This window comes from Morganella morganii (assembly GCF_019242955.1).
GTDB lineage: Bacteria > Pseudomonadota > Gammaproteobacteria > Enterobacterales > Enterobacteriaceae > Morganella > Morganella sibonii.
The window spans coordinates 2103919-2125924 of the sequence record NZ_CP066129.1 but is presented as its reverse complement, the minus strand read 5'-3'; the positions used below and the strand labels follow the sequence as shown (position 1 = coordinate 2125924).

The 22006-nt window shown below is 48.7% G+C and carries 21 protein-coding genes; 15 read left to right on the top strand and 6 right to left on the bottom strand.

Annotated elements, in window-relative coordinates; all coding sequences use genetic code 11:
• The first annotated feature begins 46 nt into the window (after positions 1-46).
• Both JC793_RS09795 and JC793_RS09790 read left to right on the top strand, forming a co-directional pair.
• Entirely contained in the window at positions 47-2206 is a 2160-nt protein-coding gene (locus tag JC793_RS09795; protein WP_218426094.1) for a TonB-dependent receptor, read from the top strand.
• A gap of 13 nt (positions 2207-2219) precedes the next feature.
• On the top strand, positions 2220-3212 hold the full coding sequence (locus tag JC793_RS09790; protein WP_218426093.1) for an ABC transporter substrate-binding protein: 993 nt from the start codon (positions 2220-2222) through the stop codon (positions 3210-3212).
• A 46-nt stretch (positions 3213-3258) separates the two neighbouring features.
• Here JC793_RS09790 and JC793_RS09785 read toward each other — a convergent pair whose 3' ends face one another.
• Together JC793_RS09785 and JC793_RS09780 are read right to left on the bottom strand one after the other, a co-directional pair.
• On the bottom strand, positions 3259-4476 hold the full coding sequence (locus JC793_RS09785; protein WP_218426092.1) for a hypothetical protein: 1218 nt from the start codon (positions 4474-4476) through the stop codon (positions 3259-3261).
• Positions 4477-4578: 102 nt separating this feature from the next.
• The gene (locus JC793_RS09780; RefSeq protein ID WP_218426091.1) at positions 4579-5100 is read right to left on the bottom strand and encodes a GNAT family N-acetyltransferase; all 522 of its coding nucleotides are present in this window, start codon (positions 5098-5100) and stop codon (positions 4579-4581) included.
• Positions 5101-5392: 292 nt separating this feature from the next.
• On the opposite strand from JC793_RS09780, the gene JC793_RS09775 reads away from it, so the two are divergent.
• Complete coding sequence (locus tag JC793_RS09775; protein ID WP_052927640.1) at positions 5393-5983, top strand: phosphatase PAP2 family protein; 591 nt, start codon at positions 5393-5395, stop codon at positions 5981-5983.
• A gap of 148 nt (positions 5984-6131) precedes the next feature.
• Here JC793_RS09775 and metC read toward each other — a convergent pair whose 3' ends face one another.
• Both metC and JC793_RS09765 read right to left on the bottom strand, forming a co-directional pair.
• A complete protein-coding gene (metC, locus tag JC793_RS09770) occupies positions 6132-7307 on the bottom strand; it encodes a cystathionine beta-lyase (RefSeq protein ID WP_046893353.1) in 1176 nt (391 codons plus the stop codon).
• Positions 7308-7347: 40 nt separating this feature from the next.
• On the bottom strand, positions 7348-8634 hold the full coding sequence (locus JC793_RS09765) for an amino acid permease (protein WP_166707816.1): 1287 nt from the start codon (positions 8632-8634) through the stop codon (positions 7348-7350).
• A 137-nt stretch (positions 8635-8771) separates the two neighbouring features.
• On the opposite strand from JC793_RS09765, the gene JC793_RS09760 reads away from it, so the two are divergent.
• The gene (locus tag JC793_RS09760; protein WP_052927643.1) at positions 8772-9761 is read left to right on the top strand and encodes a LysR family transcriptional regulator; all 990 of its coding nucleotides are present in this window, start codon (positions 8772-8774) and stop codon (positions 9759-9761) included.
• On the opposite strand, the gene JC793_RS09755 is transcribed toward JC793_RS09760, so the two are convergent.
• The gene (locus JC793_RS09755) at positions 9731-10384 is read right to left on the bottom strand and encodes a GNAT family N-acetyltransferase (protein ID WP_218426090.1); all 654 of its coding nucleotides are present in this window, start codon (positions 10382-10384) and stop codon (positions 9731-9733) included. The genes JC793_RS09760 and JC793_RS09755 overlap by 31 nt on opposite strands.
• Positions 10385-10537: 153 nt before the next feature.
• Between JC793_RS09755 and JC793_RS09750 the strand changes: the two genes are divergently transcribed.
• From JC793_RS09750 to JC793_RS09700, 11 genes are all read left to right on the top strand, one after another.
• The gene (locus tag JC793_RS09750; RefSeq protein WP_218426089.1) at positions 10538-11125 is read left to right on the top strand and encodes an NUDIX hydrolase; all 588 of its coding nucleotides are present in this window, start codon (positions 10538-10540) and stop codon (positions 11123-11125) included.
• The gene (locus tag JC793_RS09745; protein ID WP_218426088.1) at positions 11122-11625 is read left to right on the top strand and encodes a DUF4274 domain-containing protein; all 504 of its coding nucleotides are present in this window, start codon (positions 11122-11124) and stop codon (positions 11623-11625) included. Before JC793_RS09750 ends, JC793_RS09745 begins: the two co-directional genes overlap by 4 nt.
• A gap of 51 nt (positions 11626-11676) precedes the next feature.
• Entirely contained in the window at positions 11677-12219 is a 543-nt protein-coding gene (locus tag JC793_RS09740) for a DUF3828 domain-containing protein (protein WP_243846801.1), read from the top strand.
• Between the two features lie 588 nt (positions 12220-12807).
• On the top strand, positions 12808-14802 hold the full coding sequence (locus tag JC793_RS09735; RefSeq protein ID WP_218426087.1) for a type VI secretion system Vgr family protein: 1995 nt from the start codon (positions 12808-12810) through the stop codon (positions 14800-14802).
• Positions 14802-15602 (top strand): DUF4123 domain-containing protein, encoded by an 801-nt coding sequence (locus tag JC793_RS09730; protein ID WP_218426086.1) that lies wholly within the window; start codon positions 14802-14804, stop codon positions 15600-15602. The genes JC793_RS09735 and JC793_RS09730 overlap by 1 nt, the downstream gene beginning before the upstream one ends.
• Positions 15592-17526, top strand: a complete 1935-nt coding sequence (locus JC793_RS09725) for a lipase family protein (RefSeq protein WP_218426085.1) — start codon at positions 15592-15594, stop codon at positions 17524-17526. The genes JC793_RS09730 and JC793_RS09725 overlap by 11 nt, the downstream gene beginning before the upstream one ends.
• On the top strand, positions 17510-18292 hold the full coding sequence (locus JC793_RS09720; protein ID WP_218426084.1) for a hypothetical protein: 783 nt from the start codon (positions 17510-17512) through the stop codon (positions 18290-18292). Before JC793_RS09725 ends, JC793_RS09720 begins: the two co-directional genes overlap by 17 nt.
• Positions 18293-18545: 253 nt before the next feature.
• Positions 18546-19079, top strand: a complete 534-nt coding sequence (locus tag JC793_RS09715; protein WP_218426083.1) for a hypothetical protein — start codon at positions 18546-18548, stop codon at positions 19077-19079.
• 123 nt (positions 19080-19202) lie between these two features.
• On the top strand, positions 19203-19472 hold the full coding sequence (locus JC793_RS09710; RefSeq protein ID WP_218426082.1) for a PAAR domain-containing protein: 270 nt from the start codon (positions 19203-19205) through the stop codon (positions 19470-19472).
• A gap of 189 nt (positions 19473-19661) precedes the next feature.
• Positions 19662-20567, top strand: a complete 906-nt coding sequence (locus tag JC793_RS09705; RefSeq protein WP_166707807.1) for a DMT family transporter — start codon at positions 19662-19664, stop codon at positions 20565-20567.
• A gap of 197 nt (positions 20568-20764) precedes the next feature.
• A complete protein-coding gene (locus JC793_RS09700) occupies positions 20765-21256 on the top strand; it encodes a P-loop nucleotide/nucleoside kinase family protein (RefSeq protein ID WP_218426081.1) in 492 nt (163 codons plus the stop codon).
• On the opposite strand, the gene JC793_RS09695 is transcribed toward JC793_RS09700, so the two are convergent.
• Positions 21243-21863, bottom strand: coding sequence for a TetR/AcrR family transcriptional regulator (locus tag JC793_RS09695; protein WP_247709655.1), 621 nt, complete (start codon positions 21861-21863; stop codon positions 21243-21245). The genes JC793_RS09700 and JC793_RS09695 overlap by 14 nt on opposite strands.
• Positions 21864-22006 lie beyond the last annotated feature (143 nt).

Here is a 22006-nt window from a genome sequence, read left to right as displayed (position 1 = left end):
TAAAATAATATACAATGATAACAGTAAAACGATAACGGATGGTTCCATGACTAAAAAATATATTTCGCGGGCATTACTGCCTGCGCTGATTTCTGTTGCTCTTTTTCCGGCACAGCAGGCACTGGCAGATACCATTATTGTGACGGATAAACCCTCTCATATCACTCCGCAAACACAGGCCGGTGCCGGTTTTGTGGCGACTGATATTGATATGGGGCCGCTCGGCACCAGGCAGTGGCTGGATATTCCCTACAGCAGCAATACGGTCAGCGAAGCAATGATCCGCAATCAGCAAAGTAAAAGTGTCAGTGAAATGCTGAAATATCTGCCGTCTTCCCAGATGCAGGCACGCGGCGGCATGGATGTGGGCCGTCCGCAGAGCCGGGGAATGCAGGGCAGCGTGGTGGAAAACAGCAGACTGAATGGCCTGAATATTGTTTCAACCACTGCGTTTCCGGTCGAAATGCTGGAACGGCTGGATGCCGTGAACAGCCTGACCGGTGCAATTTACGGCCCGGCCAGTCCTTCCGGTCAGTTTAATTTTATCTCCAAACGGCCGGTACAGGAGCCGCTGCGCCGGGTCACGGTGGGGTATCAGAACCGCAATGCTTACAGTGCTCACCTGGATCTCGGCGGCCAGGTAGATGAAGAAAAAACGTTCGGCTATCGCCTGAATTTGCTGGATGAAGAGGGTGAAGGCTATGTCCGGAACAGTAAGATCCGCCGTCAGCTGGCCGCTGTTGCCCTGGACTGGCAGATCCGGCCGGGAACACAGATACAGCTGGATGCCAGTCACTATCATTTTGTTACCAAAGGATTTCCCGGCAGCTTTGGTTACGGCCCGGATATAGATTTGCCGAATGCACCTGACAGCAGCAATCCTGATCTTGCACTTAATACCGCCGGTAATGACCTGACGACAGACTCGGTCAGCACCCGGTTTACCCACTATATGAATGATGACTGGTCATTGAGCGGCGGTATCGGCTATCAGCAGGCAGATCGGGCAATGCGTTCCGTTTCATCTCAGATTCTGGACAGCAAAGGGACTATCAGCCGTTCGATCACGGACTCTCCGGCGGCCGGTCGTTTCCGCGTTCTGAGTAACAATCTCGCCCTGAACGGTCAGTTTGATACCGGTACGGTAAATCATGATGTGGCGCTCGCCACCACCGGTTATACCTGGTCAATTTACAGTGCCAAAGAGCGGGGGACAACCTTTCCGCTCGGCAATACCAATATGTATGATCCGTCATCCATGACCGAACCTTCTGATGGCCGTATCAGAACCGGCGGGGAACGTTACAAAGCCAGTGAGAATCAGCAGCAGAGCATCATCATTGGTGACACTGTCACATTTAATCCGCAATGGTCTGCCATGGTGTATGTCAGTCAGAGCCGGATCACGACCCGTAACTTCGATAAGCAGGGACACAAAACTGACCGCGATCAGCAGACCGGCACCAGCCCGAATATGGCGCTGATGTATAAAATCACGCCGGATGTGATGACCTATATCAGTTATGCCGATTCGCTCCAGCCGGGGGATACCGCGCCGGATGATGACAAAGTCAAAAACCGGGGTGAAACACTCAGCCCGTACCGCAGCACCCAATATGAATGGGGTATTAAAGCCAATACCGGTAATATGAACCTGAGTGCCGCCGTTTTCCGCCTCAAACGGCCGTTTGCCTATACCGATAGTGATCAGGTCTTTAAAAAGCAGGGCGAACAGGTCAATGATGGTCTGGAACTGACCGCCACAGGTAATGTCTGGCAGGGGCTGAATATTTACAGCGGTGTTACGTTCCTGAAAGCAGAACTCACGGATACCGGCAATAACAAAACAGAGGATAAACGGGTTGTCGGCGTGCCGAAGGTGCAGGCAAATCTGCTGGCGGAATACAGTCTGCCGTCTGTCCCGCAGTGGGTATACAGTGCCAATATTCATTACACCGGAAAACGGGCGGCCAATGATACCAACACCAGTTGGGCAGACAGCTACACCACGCTGGATCTCGGTGCCCGTTATACCACTCAGATAGAAAATGTGCCGGTCACGCTGCGGATCTCTGCGGATAACGTCACCAACGAGCATTATTGGGCGTCTATTTTCCCCGGCAACAGTAACGGTAAAAATGGCGGCGCCAATGCCTTTACAGGTGCAGGCCGTGAGTTCCGTGCCACAGTATCATTTGATTTTTAACGGAGGCAGCGTGATGCGGCATTATTTATCAGCGTTATGTCTGTTATTCGTCAGTACCTGTGTATTCAGTGCCCCTGCGGATATTGCGCCGGAACCGGCACTGCGGATAGCAACACCGTGGCCGGCACAAAATGCGATCATTATGATGCTGGGGTACGGCGGTAATATCACCGGAACCTCACGGATTGCCAAACAGATCCCGCTGTTCCGCCAGATGTTGCCGCAGATTGATAATGTGCCGGTCATCGGTACAACCGGCGGGAATGAGCTGAATATTGAACAAATCCTGAGTCTGCGGACAGATATTTTATTTATCCATGACGGGATACGCGTTCCGCAACAGGAGGTACTGGCTCAGGCCGGTGTCCGCGTGCTGTCTTTTAAAGCCAATAGCATGGATGCACTGCGGGAGCGGGTAATGCTGACCGGTGAAGCGCTCGGCCCGGATGCAGCGGCAAAGGCGGCACACTATGAACGCTACTTCCGTGACAATATCCGCAGGGTACAGGAACGGCTGAAAAACGTTCCTGATTCTGCCCGTCTGCGGGTGTATCACAGCATGGGTAATCCGCTGTACACCTCCGGACGACCGTCGCTCAATCAGGACTGGATGGATTTGGCCGGTGCGGTTAATGTGGCGGAAAACTGGTTTCCCGCACACAGCAGTGCTAACGGCGAAGTGTCATCAGAGCAGATTATTGCGGCTGACCCGCAGGTGATTATTGCGATGAACCGGCGGGATGCTGAGTTTATTCAGTCATCGCCGCAGTGGCAGTCCATTGATGCGGTGCGTAGCGGGCGGGTATATACCAATCCGCGCGGGATGTTCTGGTGGTGCCGCGAAACATCAGAGCAGGCATTGCAGTTTCTCTGGCTGGCCACCGTGCTGTATCCGGATGCGTTTGCAGATATTGATATGAGAAATGAAACAGCCGCCTTTTATCAGACATTTTATGGCATTACGCTGACTCAGCAGCAGATCACTGACATTCTGCAACCGGAGTAATCCGGATATACCGTCACCGGTTTTCCGGTGACGGTAATGTCAGATTTTACACTTTCACAAACTCAACATGCTGCAATAATCCGCCGCCGGAGAGTGAACGATCCTCATGGAATGTCAGCACAATATCACCTTCTTCCAGGTGCAGTTGTGTTTCGCGGTAAATCACCGGGCCGTAATTTGAGCCGGACTTATACGGTGTCAGTACCGTTTTGGTTAAATCGGTCAGATGGGCATCGGTGACGATTTTTCCGGCCTGTTCGATCCGCAGTTGTGTTTCATAATCAAAACTGAGGGAATTGGTCATATAGGCATAATATAGCCGGATATGGTACAGACCGGCACTTCTGACCGGTAATCTGACCGGGTCACCGCTTCTGTCATAGCTGCGGGGTTCGGCGGCAGACAAGTAGTTATAGCTGCCGTCAGCGGAAGAATTACCGTCCGTCAAAAACAGATTGCCGAGATAAACCGTATGATTTTCACCATCAACCGGATTAGCGCTGATATCGCCGCGCTCACGGCAGACACGGGTGGGTTTTTGCTGCGCACCGTAAGTCAGGTGCTCCTGAATATTGGTATAACCGGATGTCCAGTAAATGACGGAGCGTTTGGCCTGACTTTCCGGATCATAAAAATCATCATTTTCGGTGTAATTATTGATCTCTGCCGTCAGCACATCCTTAAACATAATATCGGCCTGTTCTGTCAGAGCCTTACTGTATTTTTCCAGAACATCAGAGGCATATCCCCAGCTTTTGCCGAATACCAGAGTATCGCGTAGTGTGAAAAAATAGAGCAGGCAGGACAGGGCACATACACCGCACAACCGGACAATTCCTCTGCTTTTTGCGGTATTAATGCTGAGAATGCACAGACGGCGCATATCCGCGACAGCAATTTCATTGCGCACCACAATCAGCTGCCGCGCTTCTTCTGTCGGCGAATTTTGCCAGGAACTGATTGCATCCTGTAAACTTTCGGCATCTTTGCGGACAGCCTGGTATTCCGATTCCAGCCATTCTGAGGTATTTTTCATCAGTGTTTCCTGAATGATCCCGATAACATCCACTTCTTTTGGTTCTGTCATTTTTTTATATACCAGCTTCAGCACCATACTGAGGATCGTGGTGGCAATTCCCTGCGGTGAAATCGCGGAAGCGGAAAAAGAGGCAGGCGGGATCATATTTAATGCCTGTAACGTCAGCATATGTAACGGTGGCTGGGTGCTTTCTGCGGCAAGGTGAAGAGCAGAAATCTGAGTCATAATGTTTCTCCGGCAGATAATAAACAGATAAGGGAAAATCAGTTTATGGCTGCTTATCTGCCGGTGACAGACGCATTTTTATCAGATTTATGAGAAACGCTATTACAGTGGTTTTTCCATAATCAGCAGGCGTGAGGATTGCTGTTCTGTCATGAACGGCAGAGAGCCGGTCACGGTCATTCCCTGTGACTGATAAAAATGCCGGGCGCCGGTGTTATTTTCTAAAACCTCCAGCCACAGACATGCCTGAAGGCGGGAACGGGCAATATCCTCAGCCAGCGTGAATGCGCTGCTTCCGTATCCTTTTCCGGTTTCATCCGGTAAAAAATAGAGTTTATTGAGCAGCATTCCGCTGTACGTTTTTCCGGTTACCGGACTGTTTTCGGTCAGTTTGCAAAATCCGGTAATGGTATTGCCGCTACAAATGAAAAACCAGGATACCCCGGTATTTTCCATACTCTGTGCAATAACCTGCGGGTGATATTCACTGTCCAGATAAGCATTCAGCTCTGTTTCTGAATCCCAATAAGCAGAAAAATGATGGCGGTAAGCGGAATATCCGATGTTGCTGAGTGCAGTAATCTCATCCGGTGTCACTGCCCGCAGTGTGAGAGTGGTTGTCATAAAGGGTACCCGTTGGTTTTATGCTTTTAAAACAGTCTGCCGGATAAATTACACCGGAACCTGAAGGATTTATAAAATATTATCCGTCAAATCAATATTTTGACGCCTTTTAACCGAAAATTTAGGAATTTTCCTTATTGTGATTTATTTCTGTAACTAATTGATATTGTTTATATATTATAATTCAACATAAAATAACACGATAGTATTTCGGGCATTGGTATGCTAAAACACGGTGTGCTGAAAATCAGAAAAGCAGTTTAATTGATTTTTTTTAAAAGGAAATTTTCAGATGATGTTTATCGACAGGGTTATTCACCTGGTGCTCAGTGGTATTATTATCGTAGGTGTTTATCAGTTTTATTTCTTTACGCAGCGTCATATGGTCAGGCCGGTTAAAACATTTAACTCTGCACTGGATGAAAAAATTCCTTTCTGGCCCTGGTGGTCCTGGATATACAGCTTTCTTTATTATCCGGCGATTCTCTATCTGAACTGGATCATTCAGGATTCACGTCAGTTTATCATCATCGTATTCAGCTATGTTATTCTGCTGCTGATGCAGATGTTTTTCTTTGTGGTGTATCCGGTTGCCACGCCGCCGCACTGGCGTGAAATGAATAAAGGGAAGAAAGCCTCTGAAAAATTCCTGCTGTTTGTGCAGAAATTTGATGATACATCCAACTGTTTCCCGAGCATGCATGTCTCTGTTGCCACATTAACCGCACTGCTGGCGTATGCCACACTCGGACCATGGGTATTCATGTTCCCGCTGTTAATCGCGTTATCCTGCATGTTCACCAAACAGCATTATATTATTGATTTACCGGCAGGTGCGGTACTCGGCTGGCTGGCGTATCAATGTTATGTCGTATTAATATAATTTGTCGTTTAACGAACAATTATAAATACCCTCAATGATTTAATTGCCGCACGCTGTGCGGCATTTTTTTATCCGGATTCCGGACAGAGAAAAACCTGCAAAAAATGCAGGTTTTCCGGTATACAGTGCTGTTTCTTCCGGCAGAATATCAATGCGCCATGCGTGCAAATCCGTCAGCCAGATCCTGCTTCAGATCATTAACATCCTCCAGTCCGATTTGCAGACGGAGTGTCCGCCCGCCGGGATTCCACTCTGTAACGGTACGGTATTCCGCACAATCAAACGGGGTGATCAGGCTTTCAAAACCGCCCCAGGAGTAGCCCATTCCGAAAATGGAAAGCCCGTCCAGCAACCTGCCGATATCATCCTGCGTATATTTCGGGTCAAGTACCACCGAGAATAGTCCGGACGAGCCGGTGAAATCGCGTTTCCAGATTTCGTGCCCCGGGCAATCCTCAAAGGCCGGATGCAGCACGCGGATCACTTCCGGGCGGGCTTTCAGCCAGTGCGCGATGTCCAGCGCCCGTGACTGGGCTTCTTTCAGACGGATTGACAGCGTACGCAACCCGCGCAGTGCCAGGAAACAATCTTCCGCACCCGGCAGCATCGCCATCAAATCATAGGTTTCCCGCAGTTTCGGCCACCATTCCGCGTTAGCAGACACAATCCCCATCAGCAGGTCAGAATGACCGCCCAGATATTTGGTTCCGGCTTCAAGGGAGAGATCACAGCCCATATCATGAGCCCGGAAAAACAGCGGCGTTGCCCAGGTATTATCAATAATCGTCGCGATTTTGTATTTTTTCGCCACCGCGGTGATGGCGGGCACATCCTGAACCTCAAAACTCTGGGAGCCGGGGGATTCCAGGAAAATCGTGCTGGTGTTACTTTTGATCAGCGTTTCAATATCACTGCCGATCATCGGGTCGTAATAGGTGATGGTGATCCCCATTTTTTCCAGCAGACCGCGGCAAAAGTTACGGGTCGGGCGGTAGACACTGTCCGGCATCAGCAGGTTATCGCCGCTTTTCAGCGTGGTCAGCAGCGCCAGCACAATGGCACCTAATCCGGACGGTGACAGCACGGTTCCTTCGGCACCCGCGAGGGCGCTCCAGGATTGCTCGAGGTTTTTGATGGTCGGCGTACCGGCGGTACCGTAGTTAAATTCAGCCCGGTTATTCAGCAGAGCATCCATCGTCGGGAAAACCACGGTAGATCCCCGGTAAACCGGAGCATTAACAAAACCGGATTGTGACGCCGGGTCACGCCCCAGCTGCGTTATTTGTGTATCAATATGAAAATCTGAAACGGTTTTTTTAGTCATAACATCCTCACGCGTAATACGTCGTTATTCATTTACAGCGTTATTCGAAAAACTTAAAGAACGGGGAGAGACACAACAGCACGCCGAAGAAAATAATAAACCAGACTGTTGCCCCTTTGAATTTATGTAATACCGGCACACGGTAAACCAGATAGCACGGGATCAGGCAGGAAACCACGCCGAATAACGGCCCGCCGAGCTGCATAAAGAAGAGAATAGAGAAGCGGGTGGAAACCCAGAACCACAGGGACAGAATCACGCCGATACATACACCGTAATGCAGCACGGTCTGATTAATACGCTCCTGCGGCATAAAGCGGGTAAGAATATTCACCACAATCCCTTTAATCGCCTCCTGGAATCCGAGATAAATACCAAGGAACGCGGTCAGAATGGCGAAAATATTCAGCATTGCCGTCATCACTTTAACAACCGCGCCCGGAATGACCTGTGCTGCGATCGCCAGCGCCGAGATATTCTGTTCAAATGCGGAGACAGCCTGGTCATGGCTGATTGAGAACGTAAACGAGAACGCAAAGAACAGAACCGCAACCGCCAGGATGATATACGCCACCCGGTTTGCGCGTACTGCACGGTAAGTCGCGATCCGCTTATCTTTCTCCACTCTGCGGTAAGCAATGTTCATCGGGCTTAAAATCTGTACAAACAGAATGGAGAACAGAGTAAACGGCAGTGTCAGGAACACATCCCGCAGGAACGGCAGAAAGTCCGGAAACGCGCTGATATTGGCAAAGTTCCAGTAAGGTACCATCACAATACCGAGTAACACGATAATCCCGAATTTTACTATGACCATCGGGCCGGACACCTTAAATAACAGGCGTTCCCCCTGAGCGGCAATCGCCACCAGAACCGTCAGGATAATCAGTCCGTACCATACCGAATCGGATAACAATCCTTCCGTTAACCCGAATGTTTTAATATAAGATGCACTGTCAAAGGTTACGGCGAGTGAATAGGAGAACATGCCGTGCAGCAGCATCAGGAAATAGGCAATACCCAGGGCTACCCCCCAGTTTTTCCCCAGATACTGTGTGATAACGCTGGCATAATCCTCACATTCTTCGGATTCGGATAATGTCCGCAGATATAAATTTTGCAGCCAGTAAATTGCCGGATAGGACAATAATGTGGCGGCTATAAAGACCCAGATACCTTTAATACCGATCTGAACCGGCATAAAAACAATCCCTGAACCGATTGCCATCCCGATACATAATACAACCCATCCGGCGTCATATTTGGTAAAGGGGATCTTTTTTAAATCACTATTTGCATTTGCACCTGTCTGAATGCTGTCTTGCATAGTCAATTCCTCAACGTTATAGATTTAATTATTTAAAAAGTCAGGAACAACGTGAATATATTTATGTTGTATGGATACAGTGTTATAAAACCGTTGTTATAGTAAGGGGTAATACGCAGGCTGAACAGGGTACGACTATGCTAATAAATAAAAACACTTTTGCGTTTAAAGCAAAAATTGACAGCTACGCGATTTTTCGCCATCTGGAGCTGTTTATTAAAATTGTGGAGTGCAACAGTTTCAGCGGTGCGGCACGAAAACTCAACGTCACGCCGTCCTCTGTCAGCCGCGGCCTGCAGCAACTGGAGGAACAATTAGGCGTGGTATTGCTGAAACGAACTACCCGTAATTTTATTCTGACCGAAGCAGGTCGTTATTTATTGCAGAGGGCGCAACAGTTACTGTCTGATCTCGATGATTCATTAGTAAATACGGCGAGTTTTTATCAGCACGCGCAGGGACAGTTAAAAATAACCTGTTCAATTGCATTCGGTGTCTGCCATTTAATGCGGCTTTACAGTGAATACCGGGAAATAAATCCGCAGGTCAGCTTATCGGTAGATCTGAACGATGCATTAATTAATTTAAATGAAACTGACTTTGATATTGCATTACGGATCACCAGTCATCCGCCGGAAAATTTTGCATTACGAAAACTGTGTAATATAAATTGGGTCTATTGCGGCAGCCGTCATTATTTTGAACAAAACGGAATTCCGCAGTCACCGGCAGATATTGCCCGTCATAATTGTTTAATTAATCCGAATATTCCGGATACCTGGCGGATGAATGATAAGGACGGGGTGGCGTATCCGCTGGCTATTAACAATATGATTGAGGTAAACAGCAGCCTGGGATTACTGGAGGCGGCGCGCTGTCATCAGGGTATTGTCTGTCTGCCGACCTATATGCTGGGAAATTATATTGATAACGGCGAGTTATTGCCGGTATTGCTGGACTATAACCCGAAAACCACGCCGTTCGCGCTGTATGCCCTTTACAACCCGGCACACACGCATGCCCCGAAGATCCGTACGTTTATTGATTTTCTGGCGGATAAGCTTCCGCTCAACCCGCCGTGGGACAGCTGGATGTATCAGGACAGTGCAGGTAGCTCACCGGCATAAACATAATAGGTTTCTGTTACATCATGGCCGCCCCAGTCATAGGCTTGGGCGGCGATACGCTGTAATCCTTTGTGCTCATAAAAACCGAAATCAGAATCACTGTCTGTCCAGAGAAAATAACGGGTAGCCCGCTTATCCTGCAGATAATTCATCGCCAATTGCCAGAGGCGGTTGCCGATACCTTGTCCGCGGAAGCGGGAATCGATCATAAATAAATTCAGTGAGGCATCAAAATTCCCTTCACAGGAAGCCAGCAGCCCGCCGTTGATAATCAGGGTATTCAGATACATATCAAACAGTGTTTCTTCCTGCGGCTCACGGGTGATAATGTTTTTCAGGGCAGAATACTGGCGGGTTTTGGCGCGGACTTTTTCCCGCAGATCGGCGGCGGCCGTGACAGCCATAATACCGGCGATGATGTTATTATCATCACGCACCACAAATATCCGCGTTGAGGTCAGAATGACATCATCCAGTAAAAATTCCGCCATCGGCAGAACTTTCTCTTTCGGAATCCAGCTGCGGTAATCCCAGGTGGTGATAATTAATTCATTAATTTGTGCAATATCTGCATCAGAAATGGTATGTAACTCGCTGTAACTCAATGCCTGAGTGTCACTCATGCAATCCGCCTTATGGGTGAGATGTCCGTGGCAGATTATATCGTCAGCATTATTATGCCTGCAAATAATGTCACCCGCTTTGCCATTGCCGGAGGCAGATAAAGCGATTACAGTGTTGCGCATACCCGCAATTTTGCTCACATCCGGTGAACTATGACTTCCGAACAGGATACAGTCCATATTATTGATACCATCACGCTTTCCGATAACTGGTATATCCTCAAAAAATATGTTGTTGATTATCTGCGCCGTGACGGCACCTGTCAGCGCCTGGAGCGGGAAGTTTATGATCGTGGCAACGGCGCGGTGATCCTGCTTTATAACCGTCAGAAAAACAGCGTTATTCTGATCCGCCAGTTCCGCCTGCCGGTATACGTCAACGGCCATGATGGCTTTCTGATTGAGGCCGCCGCCGGTCTGCTGGAAGAGCAGGACCCGGTATCCCGCATTAAAGCAGAAGCGGAAGAGGAAACCGGTTTTCGCATCACCGATGTTGAAAAAGTCTTTGAGGCTTTTATGAGCCCCGGCTCAGTGACCGAAAAGCTTTACTTTTTTATTGCCGAATATCAGGACAACAACCGGCAAAGTGACGGTGGCGGTCTGCCGGAAGAGGGCGAAGATGTGGAAGTGCTGGAAATGCCGTTCCCGGAAGCCCTTGCCGCGATCCGCAATGGTGAAATAATTGACGGCAAAACGATAATGCTGTTACAGCATCTGGCACTGTCGGGGAGAATGGCATGACGGATGACGAAAAAGAGCAAAAAGAAGCGCAATTGGTCCGCGATTTTCTGGCGAACGCAACGCCGGAACAGCGGCACTTATTTATCGCCCGTTCCAATTATGACAGTAATTATGATGCACTGAACGAACTCGCGGCGGACCCGCAGCTTGATCGGGCATCCGCACTGCTGATGTACTGGTCTTTGGGGGCCGCCTGGTATGTTCAGTATGGCCATGATGATGACGTACCGGACTATTCACGGCACAGCCTCGCGTTGATCAGGTTAATTGAAACCCGCTATTCTGCGGGATTTTATGCCGATCATGGTATCTGGTTTGACCCGATGCAGTCAGAGGGCGGAAGGCCGGATGATTACCCTGATCTGCCGGTCAGACGGCCTGTACCTGACATCATGTGCATCGCCGCACCCGGTGATGTGTATGTTGATTTGGATGATGAGAATTATGATGAAGGCTTACCATTACCGCTGGCAGAACAGGTGTATGCACTCTATGAATAGCATCTGCTGATGCATTCTTTCCCTGCGGGCGTTATGTGAAGGAAAACAATCATGAAAACAATCATGAAAACCGCAAAATATCTTACGCTGGTATTGTCCCTGCTGTTGCCGTTATCTGCCGGTGCCGGAAAGACATCACCGGCGATATTATCACCGGAAGAGGTGGTGCTCGATTTCTACCGCCTCAACTTGCAGGATCCGCCTTCTGACGGCTATACGCAGAGTGAAGCGCTGTATGTCAGCCCGTCATTACAGGTAAGTATCAATGATTCCCTCAGTTGTAATTTCGACGGTCCTGACACGGATCAGGCGTTTTGTGACCAGCCGCGCCCCTGCAAAGAAACGGCACATAATGTAATGTGTCTGTGGGGGGATTATTGGGTGGAAAACGATGTCAATTATTACACCAAGTCACAGGATTATCCGGACTCATGGATAACAGAGCGGGCGGCTCATACAGAATCACAATCCGCTGATACCGCCACTGTACGCATTACGCTGGGGAAAGCGCCGGAGCCGTTACGGTCATTCCGGGTAAAATTGATTCTGACCGGCGGACAATGGAAAATTGATAATATTGTGATGATGGAATGACACCGGTGTTCTGATACGTTTTGTGCATAAAATAAGTAAACAGATAAATTCACCTTTTTTACGCTTTTTTCTTATTTTATCCGAAATGAAAAAATGAAGCGTGTTTCTCCGCACATTTTATTTTTGAAATTTATTTTTATAATTCAGGGTATTATGGTAATAAAATATTTTATTACATATTTTATTTTCGTGAGAATAAACTGAATTTATATTTAATCTTTATTTACAAAGAGTTATTTTGAATTGTAAGTAATCCCGCCAGTTACCTCCGGATTTGTACGATATTAACACCTGTTTTTGTGGGTAATTCATCCTGCTGTAAGTATAATTTCCTGTTTTTTCATTAAATTCAAACTAAAGATAAATATGCTGTGAGATGCAGAGGCTTTCCTGTACTTTACATATTGTTAAGTGAATTTTATGATTTTACCGTTGTTATCCTGTGTGACGACATTACTCGTCCGGTCACATTATTCCGGCCCGGTCATTATTACTACCGGGCCGTTCTGTTTTGTTTCCGGGGCCGGTTCGCTGCAGCCCTGCGGTAGCTATATTCCGGACCCGGCGATTCTGATTTATGGGGGAGCAGTGACACCATCTATTTCTGATCTGTTACCGGAAAAATCCGGGCTGATTTTTACCTGCAAAATAGGCCGGTTACCGGAGCAGACCTTTCAGGTCACCGAATTTTCCCTCAGCGAATCCCTTTCCTCACTGTTTTCACTGACCATCAGCGCAGTCAGTCTGCTGCCGTCCGTGACGTTTGAGGAGCATTTAGGCTCCGCCGCCTCACTGACAGTCACCCGTGACGGTATTAAAATCCGTACCGTACAGGGGCTTTTGGCCTCTGCGGAACAGGGTAATACTGACGGCAACAAAACCTGGTATCACTTTCTGATCCGCCCTGAAATGTGGATTATGACGCTCAATCAGGACAGCCGTATCTTCCGGGAACAATCGGTGCCGGAAGTGCTGGCGACGCTGCTTAAAGAAGCGCATGTCAAAAATGACCTGAAATTCTATCAGGACGAGTTACACCAAAAGCGGGAATACATTACTCAGAAGCGGGAATCCGCGTATGAATTCTGGTGCCGTCTGGCCTTCGAGGAAGGTATCAACTTCTGGTTTGAGGACGGCCCGAAACTGTTTTACAGCGATAACCACCTCGGTATGACTGCCGGTATCAACCTGATCTATAACCCGCAGGCCGATACCGATATCCGTGACAGCACGGCGTTCTCCTGGCGCTACGCCGAACAGCTGTGCAGTGATGTGCATATCCAGAAAGATTACAATCCGGATCGCCCGTCTTATCCGTTTCAGCATGAAGTCACCGGTGAAGTACACAAACAGCATCCGGTATATGAAAGTTATGGCCGCTACCGTGATGATGAAACCGGTAAGCCGTTCACACAACTGCGTTATGAGCAGTCGCAGAACCAGCGTCAGACCGGCACGGCGGGCACCAACTGCTTTGCGCTGATGCCGGGTAAAATCTTTGCCCTGCAAAACCATCCGTCGGATGCGATGAATCAGTCGTGGCAGGTGATCACGGTTAACCATCGCGGCGTACAGCCGCTGGCCGATAACAGCGGCGGCGAAGGCACCACATTCAGTAACACCGTGCAGTTTATCCCCGGTACACAGGAATGGCGGCCACCGTTCCGTTTCCGCCCGCAGGCTGATGGTAACGAGTTGGCTACCGTGGCCGGCCCGGACGGCGAAGAGATTTACACCAACAAGCACGGCGCCGTAAAAGTGTATTTTCACTGGGATCGCTATGCTAACCCCGATCACAGTGCCTCTTGCTGGGTACGGGTGGCACACGGCTGGAACGGTAACGGTTACGGGTTTATGTCGGTACCGCGTATCGGACAGGAAGTGATCGTTTCATACCTTAACGGTGATATTGATAAACCCATTATTACCGGCTGCACCTATAACGGACGCAATAATCCGCCGCTGAACCTGCCGCAGGAGAAAACCCGGACCACATTCCGCACACAAACCCATAAAGGTGACGGATTTAATGAACTGCGTTTTGAGGATGAAGCCGGGCAGGAAGAAGTGTATATCCATGCGCAGAAAGATATGAATGCGCATGTTGAGAATGATGCCACCTGGCATATACAGCATGATTTAAAGCGGCGGATTGATAACAACAGTCACACCGAACTGACCGGTGATGAACATGTCATTATCAACGGCTCACAAAAACACCAGACCAGCGGGGATGTCTCGCTGCATATCAAAGGGGAACAGCACACCCGCGCGGATAAAAATCTGGTGACTGAAAGCGGACAGCAGACGCATCATCTCAGCGACGGAAAAATCATTATAGAAGCGGGAACAGAAATCACCCTCAAAGTCGGCGACAGTTTTATCCGCATCACGCCGGGGGCGATTTTCACCTCCGGTAATCTGAATGTCGGTGACAGCGCTCCCGGCAACGGTGTGCCGGTCAGACTGATGCCGCCGGACGGGGTTCCTCCGGCCCCGGAACCGTATCCGGTGAAAAAATACTGTGCGGCCGCCGCACAGCATTCCGGCAGCATGCTGATTAAACCCGCGGAGGAAGAGTGATGGCGATGACCTGGCGCGAGTGGATGGCGAATGTCAGACAGGGTGATGTGTATTTTCTGCTCAACAGACTGGCACACCCGGACCCGACCGATCTTTTTTACCGTAATGACTGGATTGATGAGGCCATTCCGTTGTATGCCGGAACGCCGTTATCTCATCTGGGCACCACCGGACCCTGGCTTGTCAGAGCAAAATGGGAGACACTCTCCGGAATGGCTGAACAACTTGATACTATGCCATTCTCAGATAACAGTTGGGGCTGGGCATATCACAGCATGAACAACTGGGAAGAGCAGGTGGCACACTGGCAAAAATATCAGTTGATATGGTTTGAGGAGGAGGAACGGGTTTTACGCCTGTTTGATCCAAGAGTGGCGGGAGTGCTGATCCCGGCCTGCAAACCTGCGGACTGGGCATCTCTGCTGATGCCGCTGGCTGATTGCTGTATTCCGTCACCGCAGGGAAACAAGGTCATTAACCGCCTGCTTTCCGCCGGTAATTCCCCTGTGCCATCACGATTTGAGCCGGGAGTGCATCTGAAGGAAGCATGGAATCAGTCTGCTCAGGCACGCAAAAATGTGGCAGATAATTTTCAGATCACTTTCTGGGAAGCATACCCGGATCTGGCGTTAGCACTTGATGAACCACCGGGGCGTCTTCTTTCTCTGATTAACTGCAGTATGGATGACTATGAGAATGATCTCGTGGATGTCGTCTGGCTGAGAAATGACATGTTTCTCCGGTATCTGAAGAATAATAACCTTATTGAAAACTATCCGGGGACAGCCGATGCAATCTGAAAATGCAGAGTCAGTACAACGTAATGACCCGTACTGCACAAATTGTAATGCCCGAAAGGCGTGGATTGAAATTGTTCTGGTTGATGAACTGAATCGCCCGGTCGCCGGTATCCCTTACACATTAGCTGTTTCAGGCGGAGAAATACGGCCCGGAATATCGGGGCCGGACGGACTGATTCGGGAAGAAAACCTGCCGCTAACCTCTGTGATACTCAAAACAGACGCACAAAAACTGACGGATGAGATGGAAAACAGGCTCCTGCGCGAAGGGCGCGGGGCAGAGCATTCAGAAGTAAAGGCTCTCGCTGCACTCAATAATCACGGTTACCGTTATGCCGTTATCGGCGAGTTATGTGACCGGGCACCGGATATTGAAAACTGGAATAAAGAAGCCTTTGGTTTACCCCGTTATCATTTTAAAAGTGAAACTGATTTTCCGGGGATACGATTTTCCGGGAACGACTTTAACCGCCGCCATATCATTGAAATCTGCCCGTTCAGAGCCTGGTCTCTGATTCTTAACCATACCACGATGTATGATCTGGTGAATGCCCACAACCTGGCGTTTCTGGCGTTGATGGCCTATCAGGATGAAATCATGCTGGACCCGGATGCACCGGAGACCGATATGCGGCCATCGCTCGATATCAAAAATACGGTAACCTCCTTTTTCTATAACACCTGCTTTGATTTGTCTGATATTCCGTCGTTTGAGGACGTTCGCCGGTTTTATGGCATTGCGACAGACGTCCCGTTTCGTGAACGCTATTACCCAGCGGTATTCCTGGACAGCTCACAATCTGAAAACAGGGAATTTTTCGAGCACGACACCCAGATGTTCTTTGTGGAAAACAATACCCAGATTATTGCCGCCTGGCGGGGAACCGCCGGAAAACGGGACCTGGTGACCGATGCCTCTTACCTGCCTGTACCGTATTCGGGAGTGGAAGATTCCAAAGCCCATTACGGATTTTTAAATGCCTACCGGTGTATGGAGAAGTATTTTAAGGAAAAGCTGCAGTCAATTGCTACTGCTGCTCGCGATAAAAAATTATTCATTTGCGCTCATAGCCTGGGGGGAACAGCCGCATTACTGCATGCTGCTGACTTAAAAGCCAACTTACCAGTCGTTTATACTTACGGGATGCCTCGGGTCTTTACCAAAACAGCAGTCACAGAACTCAAGGATATCAACCATTTCCGGCATGTAAATGATGCGGACGCAGTCACGACAGTACCGTCAGATACCAATATGGATAACTGGTTTTTTGAACTCTGGGGGCCATTCGGTGTGATTTTGGGGATGGCCTGGACTATTGCAACGGCACCGACTCTGCCGATACAGAAAAGTCTGCCGGAGTTTGGGGAAGTTTTCTGGCACCACGGCAAAACTGTCTCCTTCTTTCAGGCCAGACAAATTGGTGAGGCATACCTGCCTGCCGGCAAAGGGTCTGCAATGACACGCGCCCGCTGGCGATTTAATTCAGGATATAAATTTTATCTGGTGCCGGATATCCGAAAAGATCTGGACGAAAAATTAAGGCAGCAGCAGGAATACCTGATCAGTACCATTGATAAAAACGTACTGGAAAACATTTTCCCTCAGCATACTAACCCGAATCTTGACAGCGTGATGTTCAGCTTCCTCGACCATTCCATGGTCAGCAACTATATGTCGCTTATCAGTAATCAGGTGCTGAGACAACTCGATGAAAACAACACACCGTATGCAAAAAGAAAGCGCGATGATTTTATTTCAAAAATCGATCACAGTGATGCCTATCCGCCGAATGTGGAACGAAATAATACCTTTATCCACCTGGAAAGTGTCCTCGGCGAGCTGTTTAAACATCAGCACAGTAACGCGGTCAGCCAGACCGCACTGACCCGCTTTACGGAGAAAGCCCATGAGTTTACAAACTAATTTACATCTTACTGCATTATTGCCTGCGGTGATCCTTATCGGTTGTTCTTACAGTACGACCTTATCCCCGCCCGCAGACAGCCGGAATATTCATTTTTCCGCCACCGTACCGGCTGATTTGGAATCGCTGCCGTTATCAGCCATGTATCGCTCAAAAAAGTGTACCCGAACCCGGACAAGCGGCAGTGGTAAATCCTATGAAGTCCCTGGGTTTAACAGTACCAAATACCCGCTGTCCGTCACCGCGAGCGGTGATGTGACTGCGGATATTCCGGTAAATGGCGGCGGATATTGTGACTGGCAACTCAGTAACATTAAATTTGAAGTACAACTAAAAAATCCACAGATGATTGACTCAGAGATTGTGGATAATTTTGGTTTTGAAACTATATTTATTATCGATAATAATGCTCCTCAGGCATTTAATGGAGGTTATATACCACACAGGGGGGATTTCAGTGAAACTCTTTTATTATTTCCATTTATGCGTGAGTTTTTTCTTGATGGGCATAAAAAATCATTTTTAATAGTATCTGATCAAACATCGAAAACATATCGATTATCCGGAGCAAATAATATTCATCTTATCGTGAATTATGAAAGAGATATGATGAGCTATTGGACAGATATTAAGGAAAAAAAAGAAGGAAACAGAACAGTCATTACTTATCCGAATGGTGAAGAAGAGCGAAAATCAAAAAGCTATCCCGACTATAAAAAACTGCTGAAAATCTATGAAGAGCGTAAGAATCATGTTCAGCGCTAATCAGGCATCAGCCGGAAATAAACTCACTGTTACGGTGTTATTGTTGCCGGTAATACTTACCGGCTGTTCTTACAGTACGACCTTATCCCCGCCCACAGACAGCCGGAATATTCATTTTTCTGCCACCGTTCCGGCAGACCTGGAATCACTGCCATTATCCGCTATGTACCGCTCGAAAAAGTGTACCCGAACCCGGACAAGCGGCAGCGGTAAATCCTATGAAGTCCCGGGGTTTAACAGTGCCAAATATCCGTTGTCTGTCACAGCAAACGGAGATGTTACCGCAGATATCCCTGTCAGTGGCGGCGGATATTGTGATTGGCAGCTTAGTAACATTAAATTTGAAGTACAACTAAAAAATCCACAGATGATTGACTCAGAGATTGTGGATAATTTTGGTTTTGAAACTATATTTATTATCGATAATAATGCTCCTCAGGCATTTAATGGAGGATATGTACCACATAAAGGGGATTTCAGAGAGTCTCTGCTACTATTCCCTCTAATCCGTGAACGATTCCTCGGCAAGCATGAAAAAATATTCTGGCTGATAGGTAAAAGTGATACGCTGACCTACCGCTTATCAGGTACTGATAATGTTCATCTGACCGTAAATTATGAAAGGGATATGCTCAGCCGCTGGACGGGGGTTAAAGAAAAAAAAGAAGGTAACTCGCCCATCATGACCTATCCGAATGGTGAAATAGACCCTGACACGGAGATTTTACCCGACTATAAAAAACTGCTGAAAATCTATGAAGAGCGTAAGAATCATATTCAGCGCTAATCAGGCGTCAGCCGGATATACACTGATGCACGGATTTTGTGTTCCGGGTGTTGTTGGCGAAAATAGCGGATATATAAATGAACAACACGCATATATTTCATATAGGACAAGATAAGAGAAGCGATGAGAGGCAAAATAAAAAACCGGAAAATTATTCTGAAAAATGATACCACGAATACAAACGGAACCGTATTAACCGGCCGGTCTGCGGCAAAGCAAAAAAATGAAATTGCCTGCTGGGGCGATTCAGTTTATTGCCCTGCATGTGACTCTACCGGCGTTATTGCGGAAGGGGATGACATGATGAAAATAGAAGGTGTTCCTGTCGCGCTGGAAGGTCACCGGGTGGACTGCGGTTGCTCCGGCGGATGTGTGCTGGTTGCCGCGGAATAATAAATGCGGGTTTGTGTATTGATCTTTTCCCTTCTTTCAAACCGGGTGTAAACTGGCACAAAAGTACGGATTGCATGAGAGCTGGCCGCCAGCGGGTGTCCGGCATATTATTCCGGTTATGATAATATAAAAACAGGAGCCGCACGCGGGGTACCGATGTGTACTGCCGTGAAGTGGTCACAGGATATTATGGCTTTACGGGAAAAAGACAATGCCATCGCCATCACCGGCCTGGTCATTTTAACACTGATCTGGAGTTACAGCTGGATCGCGATGAAGCAGGTTACGCACTATATCGGTGCGTTTGACTTCACAGCGATGCGCTGTGTGTTCAGCGCCATTATGTTATTACTGGTGTTGTATATCCGGGCCCGTGCGACGGGGCGGAAAATCGGCTTAACCCCATTCCGCTATACACTGGGTATTGCCGTTCTCCAGACCTGCGGTATGGTCGGGCTGGCACAGTGGGCGCTGGTCAGCGGCGGTGCGGGAAAGGTGGCGATCCTCAGTTATACCATGCCGTTCTGGGTGGTGATTATGGCCGCCATGCTGCTGGGTGAGCGGATGCGCCGTCTTCAGTATGCCGCAATTTCTGTTGCCGCCGCCGGGCTGCTGTGTGTGATCCAGCCCTGGACCCTCGATTTTGCCTCCATGAAAAGTGCTTTTCTGGCCGTGTCATCCGGGATCAGCTGGGGAGCCAGCGCGATTGTGGCGAAAAAACTCTACAACCGTTATCCGCAGGTGGATTTACTTTCTCTCACCACCTGGCAGATGGTGTATGCCGCGGTTATTATGACAGTCGTGGCATTGCTGGTGCCGCAGCGGGCGATTGACTGGCAGCCGTATGTTTTCTGGGCGCTGAGTTACAGTGCTATCCTGGCGACCGCCGTTGCCTGGAGTTTATGGCTGTTTGTGCTGAGAAAATTACCTGCGGGTATTGCCAGCCTGAGCACACTGGCGGTGCCGGTTTGTGGTGTGCTGTTCTCATGGTGGCTGCTGGGTGAGGAGCCGGGCAGCACAGAAACCGCAGGGATTGTGATGATTGTGCTGGCGCTGGCGGTGATAAGTATCAAACGGACGAAAAAAACTGCCTGACATCTGCATCAGACTCTGCTAAAACAGTTTTACTGAAATGATGAATATTTCAAACAGGTAAACAGCATGAATCCATACAGCACATCCGGCATGATGATTATCTCCGCACCATAGCGGGGGATGTGCTGTATTCAGAACCCGCCGTCTGAGCGGGTTTTTTATTGCTCTCTCAGCGGTATAACAGACAGGGAGCAATTATGTCAGAAATACAATCCGGCACCGGACTCCATTTCCTCTGCGGCAAAATCGCCTCAGGGAAATCGACACTGGCGCAACAGTTAGTCCGCGAAACACAGGCAGTCCTGTTGTCTGAGGATACCTGGCTGGCAACACTTTACCCGGGGGAAATTTTACAGCTGACGGATTACATTGAAAAAAGCCGTCTTCTGAAGTCCGCCCTGGAGCCGCATCTGGTGACATTATTACAGAAAGGAATAACTCTGGTGCTGGATTTTCCGGCGAATACCCCCGTGCAGCGCCGGTGGCTGAAAGGGCTGGCAGAGCAGGCCGGGTGCCGCTATTGCTGTCATGTTCTGGATGTCAGTGATGAAGAGTGCAAACGGCGGCTGGCCACACGGAACCTGAGCGGGGAAAACCCGTTTACCACCTCAGCGGAGCAGTTTGATCTGATTACAGCGCACTTCAGCTATCCGTCAGAAGAAGAGGGGTTAGTCATCAGCCGCCGCTGAATCTCTTAAGCTGATCGGCCAGCAGCGTTTTGACCAGCCAGATAGCTTCTTCGCTGATTTTTGTTTTTAATGCCGGGTCATTAAACATCATCAGACACAATGATTCGGTTGCGCCGAAAATCATCACCGATGTCCATTCCGGAATCCGGAAATTTTCCGGCAGCCAGCGCTGCAATGCGCGTTGCAGGATCTGACAGAAAAAGTCCTGCACTTCACGGCTGATCCCCGCATATTCCGGGTACGCTTTCAGTGCCGCCACGGTGGCATTGAATGCTTCACCGTCCTCTGCCATCACATCAAAATAAGTTGTGATAAAAACGGAAATGGCCTGATCGAGATCCGCTATCGGCTGCTCCATTCCGGCATTCATCCGTTCGGTCAGCACATCATCACTGTATTTGAACAACGCATGCAGCAGGGACTTGCGGTTACCGAAATGTTTGTAGGTCACCGGCTTGGTTACACCTGCTTTTTCCGCAAGGGTAATCAGTGTCAGTGCATCGGTGCCTTCAGCCAGGATAATGGCATTGGCGACATTAAGCAGTTGTATCTGGCGCTCATCGCGCTGTAAACGTCCGGACAAATCTGCCTCCTCATTGATAATCATGTCGTTTTGCCTGCCGGAAAGTGTACCACAGAGTTCAGGGTTCCGGTGAACGGACAGAAACGATCGAAAAAAGATCAGAAAAGTATTTACAAGTTACTAAAGGTAACATATAACTATACCAAAGGTAACTTATAACGGTTTCA

Bases quoted from the DNA above. Each gene is read 5' to 3' on its own strand.
- JC793_RS09795 (WP_218426094.1), top strand. From the start codon at position 47: ATGACTAAAAAATATATTTCGCGGGCATTACTGCCTGCGCTGATTTCT.
- JC793_RS09790 (WP_218426093.1), top strand. From the start codon at position 2,220: ATGCGGCATTATTTATCAGCGTTATGTCTGTTATTCGTCAGTACCTGT.
- JC793_RS09785 (WP_218426092.1), bottom strand. From the start codon at position 4,476: ATGACTCAGATTTCTGCTCTTCACCTTGCCGCAGAAAGCACCCAGCCA.
- JC793_RS09780 (WP_218426091.1), bottom strand. From the start codon at position 5,100: ATGACAACCACTCTCACACTGCGGGCAGTGACACCGGATGAGATTACT.
- JC793_RS09775 (WP_052927640.1), top strand. From the start codon at position 5,393: ATGATGTTTATCGACAGGGTTATTCACCTGGTGCTCAGTGGTATTATT.
- metC (WP_046893353.1), bottom strand. From the start codon at position 7,307: ATGACTAAAAAAACCGTTTCAGATTTTCATATTGATACACAAATAACG.
- JC793_RS09765 (WP_166707816.1), bottom strand. From the start codon at position 8,634: ATGCAAGACAGCATTCAGACAGGTGCAAATGCAAATAGTGATTTAAAA.
- JC793_RS09760 (WP_052927643.1), top strand. From the start codon at position 8,772: ATGCTAATAAATAAAAACACTTTTGCGTTTAAAGCAAAAATTGACAGC.
- JC793_RS09755 (WP_218426090.1), bottom strand. From the start codon at position 10,384: ATGAGTGACACTCAGGCATTGAGTTACAGCGAGTTACATACCATTTCT.
- JC793_RS09750 (WP_218426089.1), top strand. From the start codon at position 10,538: ATGACTTCCGAACAGGATACAGTCCATATTATTGATACCATCACGCTT.
- JC793_RS09745 (WP_218426088.1), top strand. From the start codon at position 11,122: ATGACGGATGACGAAAAAGAGCAAAAAGAAGCGCAATTGGTCCGCGAT.
- JC793_RS09740 (WP_243846801.1), top strand. From the start codon at position 11,677: ATGAAAACAATCATGAAAACCGCAAAATATCTTACGCTGGTATTGTCC.
- JC793_RS09730 (WP_218426086.1), top strand. From the start codon at position 14,802: ATGGCGATGACCTGGCGCGAGTGGATGGCGAATGTCAGACAGGGTGAT.
- JC793_RS09725 (WP_218426085.1), top strand. From the start codon at position 15,592: ATGCAATCTGAAAATGCAGAGTCAGTACAACGTAATGACCCGTACTGC.
- JC793_RS09720 (WP_218426084.1), top strand. From the start codon at position 17,510: ATGAGTTTACAAACTAATTTACATCTTACTGCATTATTGCCTGCGGTG.
- JC793_RS09710 (WP_218426082.1), top strand. From the start codon at position 19,203: ATGAGAGGCAAAATAAAAAACCGGAAAATTATTCTGAAAAATGATACC.
- JC793_RS09705 (WP_166707807.1), top strand. From the start codon at position 19,662: ATGGCTTTACGGGAAAAAGACAATGCCATCGCCATCACCGGCCTGGTC.
- JC793_RS09700 (WP_218426081.1), top strand. From the start codon at position 20,765: ATGTCAGAAATACAATCCGGCACCGGACTCCATTTCCTCTGCGGCAAA.
- JC793_RS09695 (WP_247709655.1), bottom strand. From the start codon at position 21,863: ATGATTATCAATGAGGAGGCAGATTTGTCCGGACGTTTACAGCGCGAT.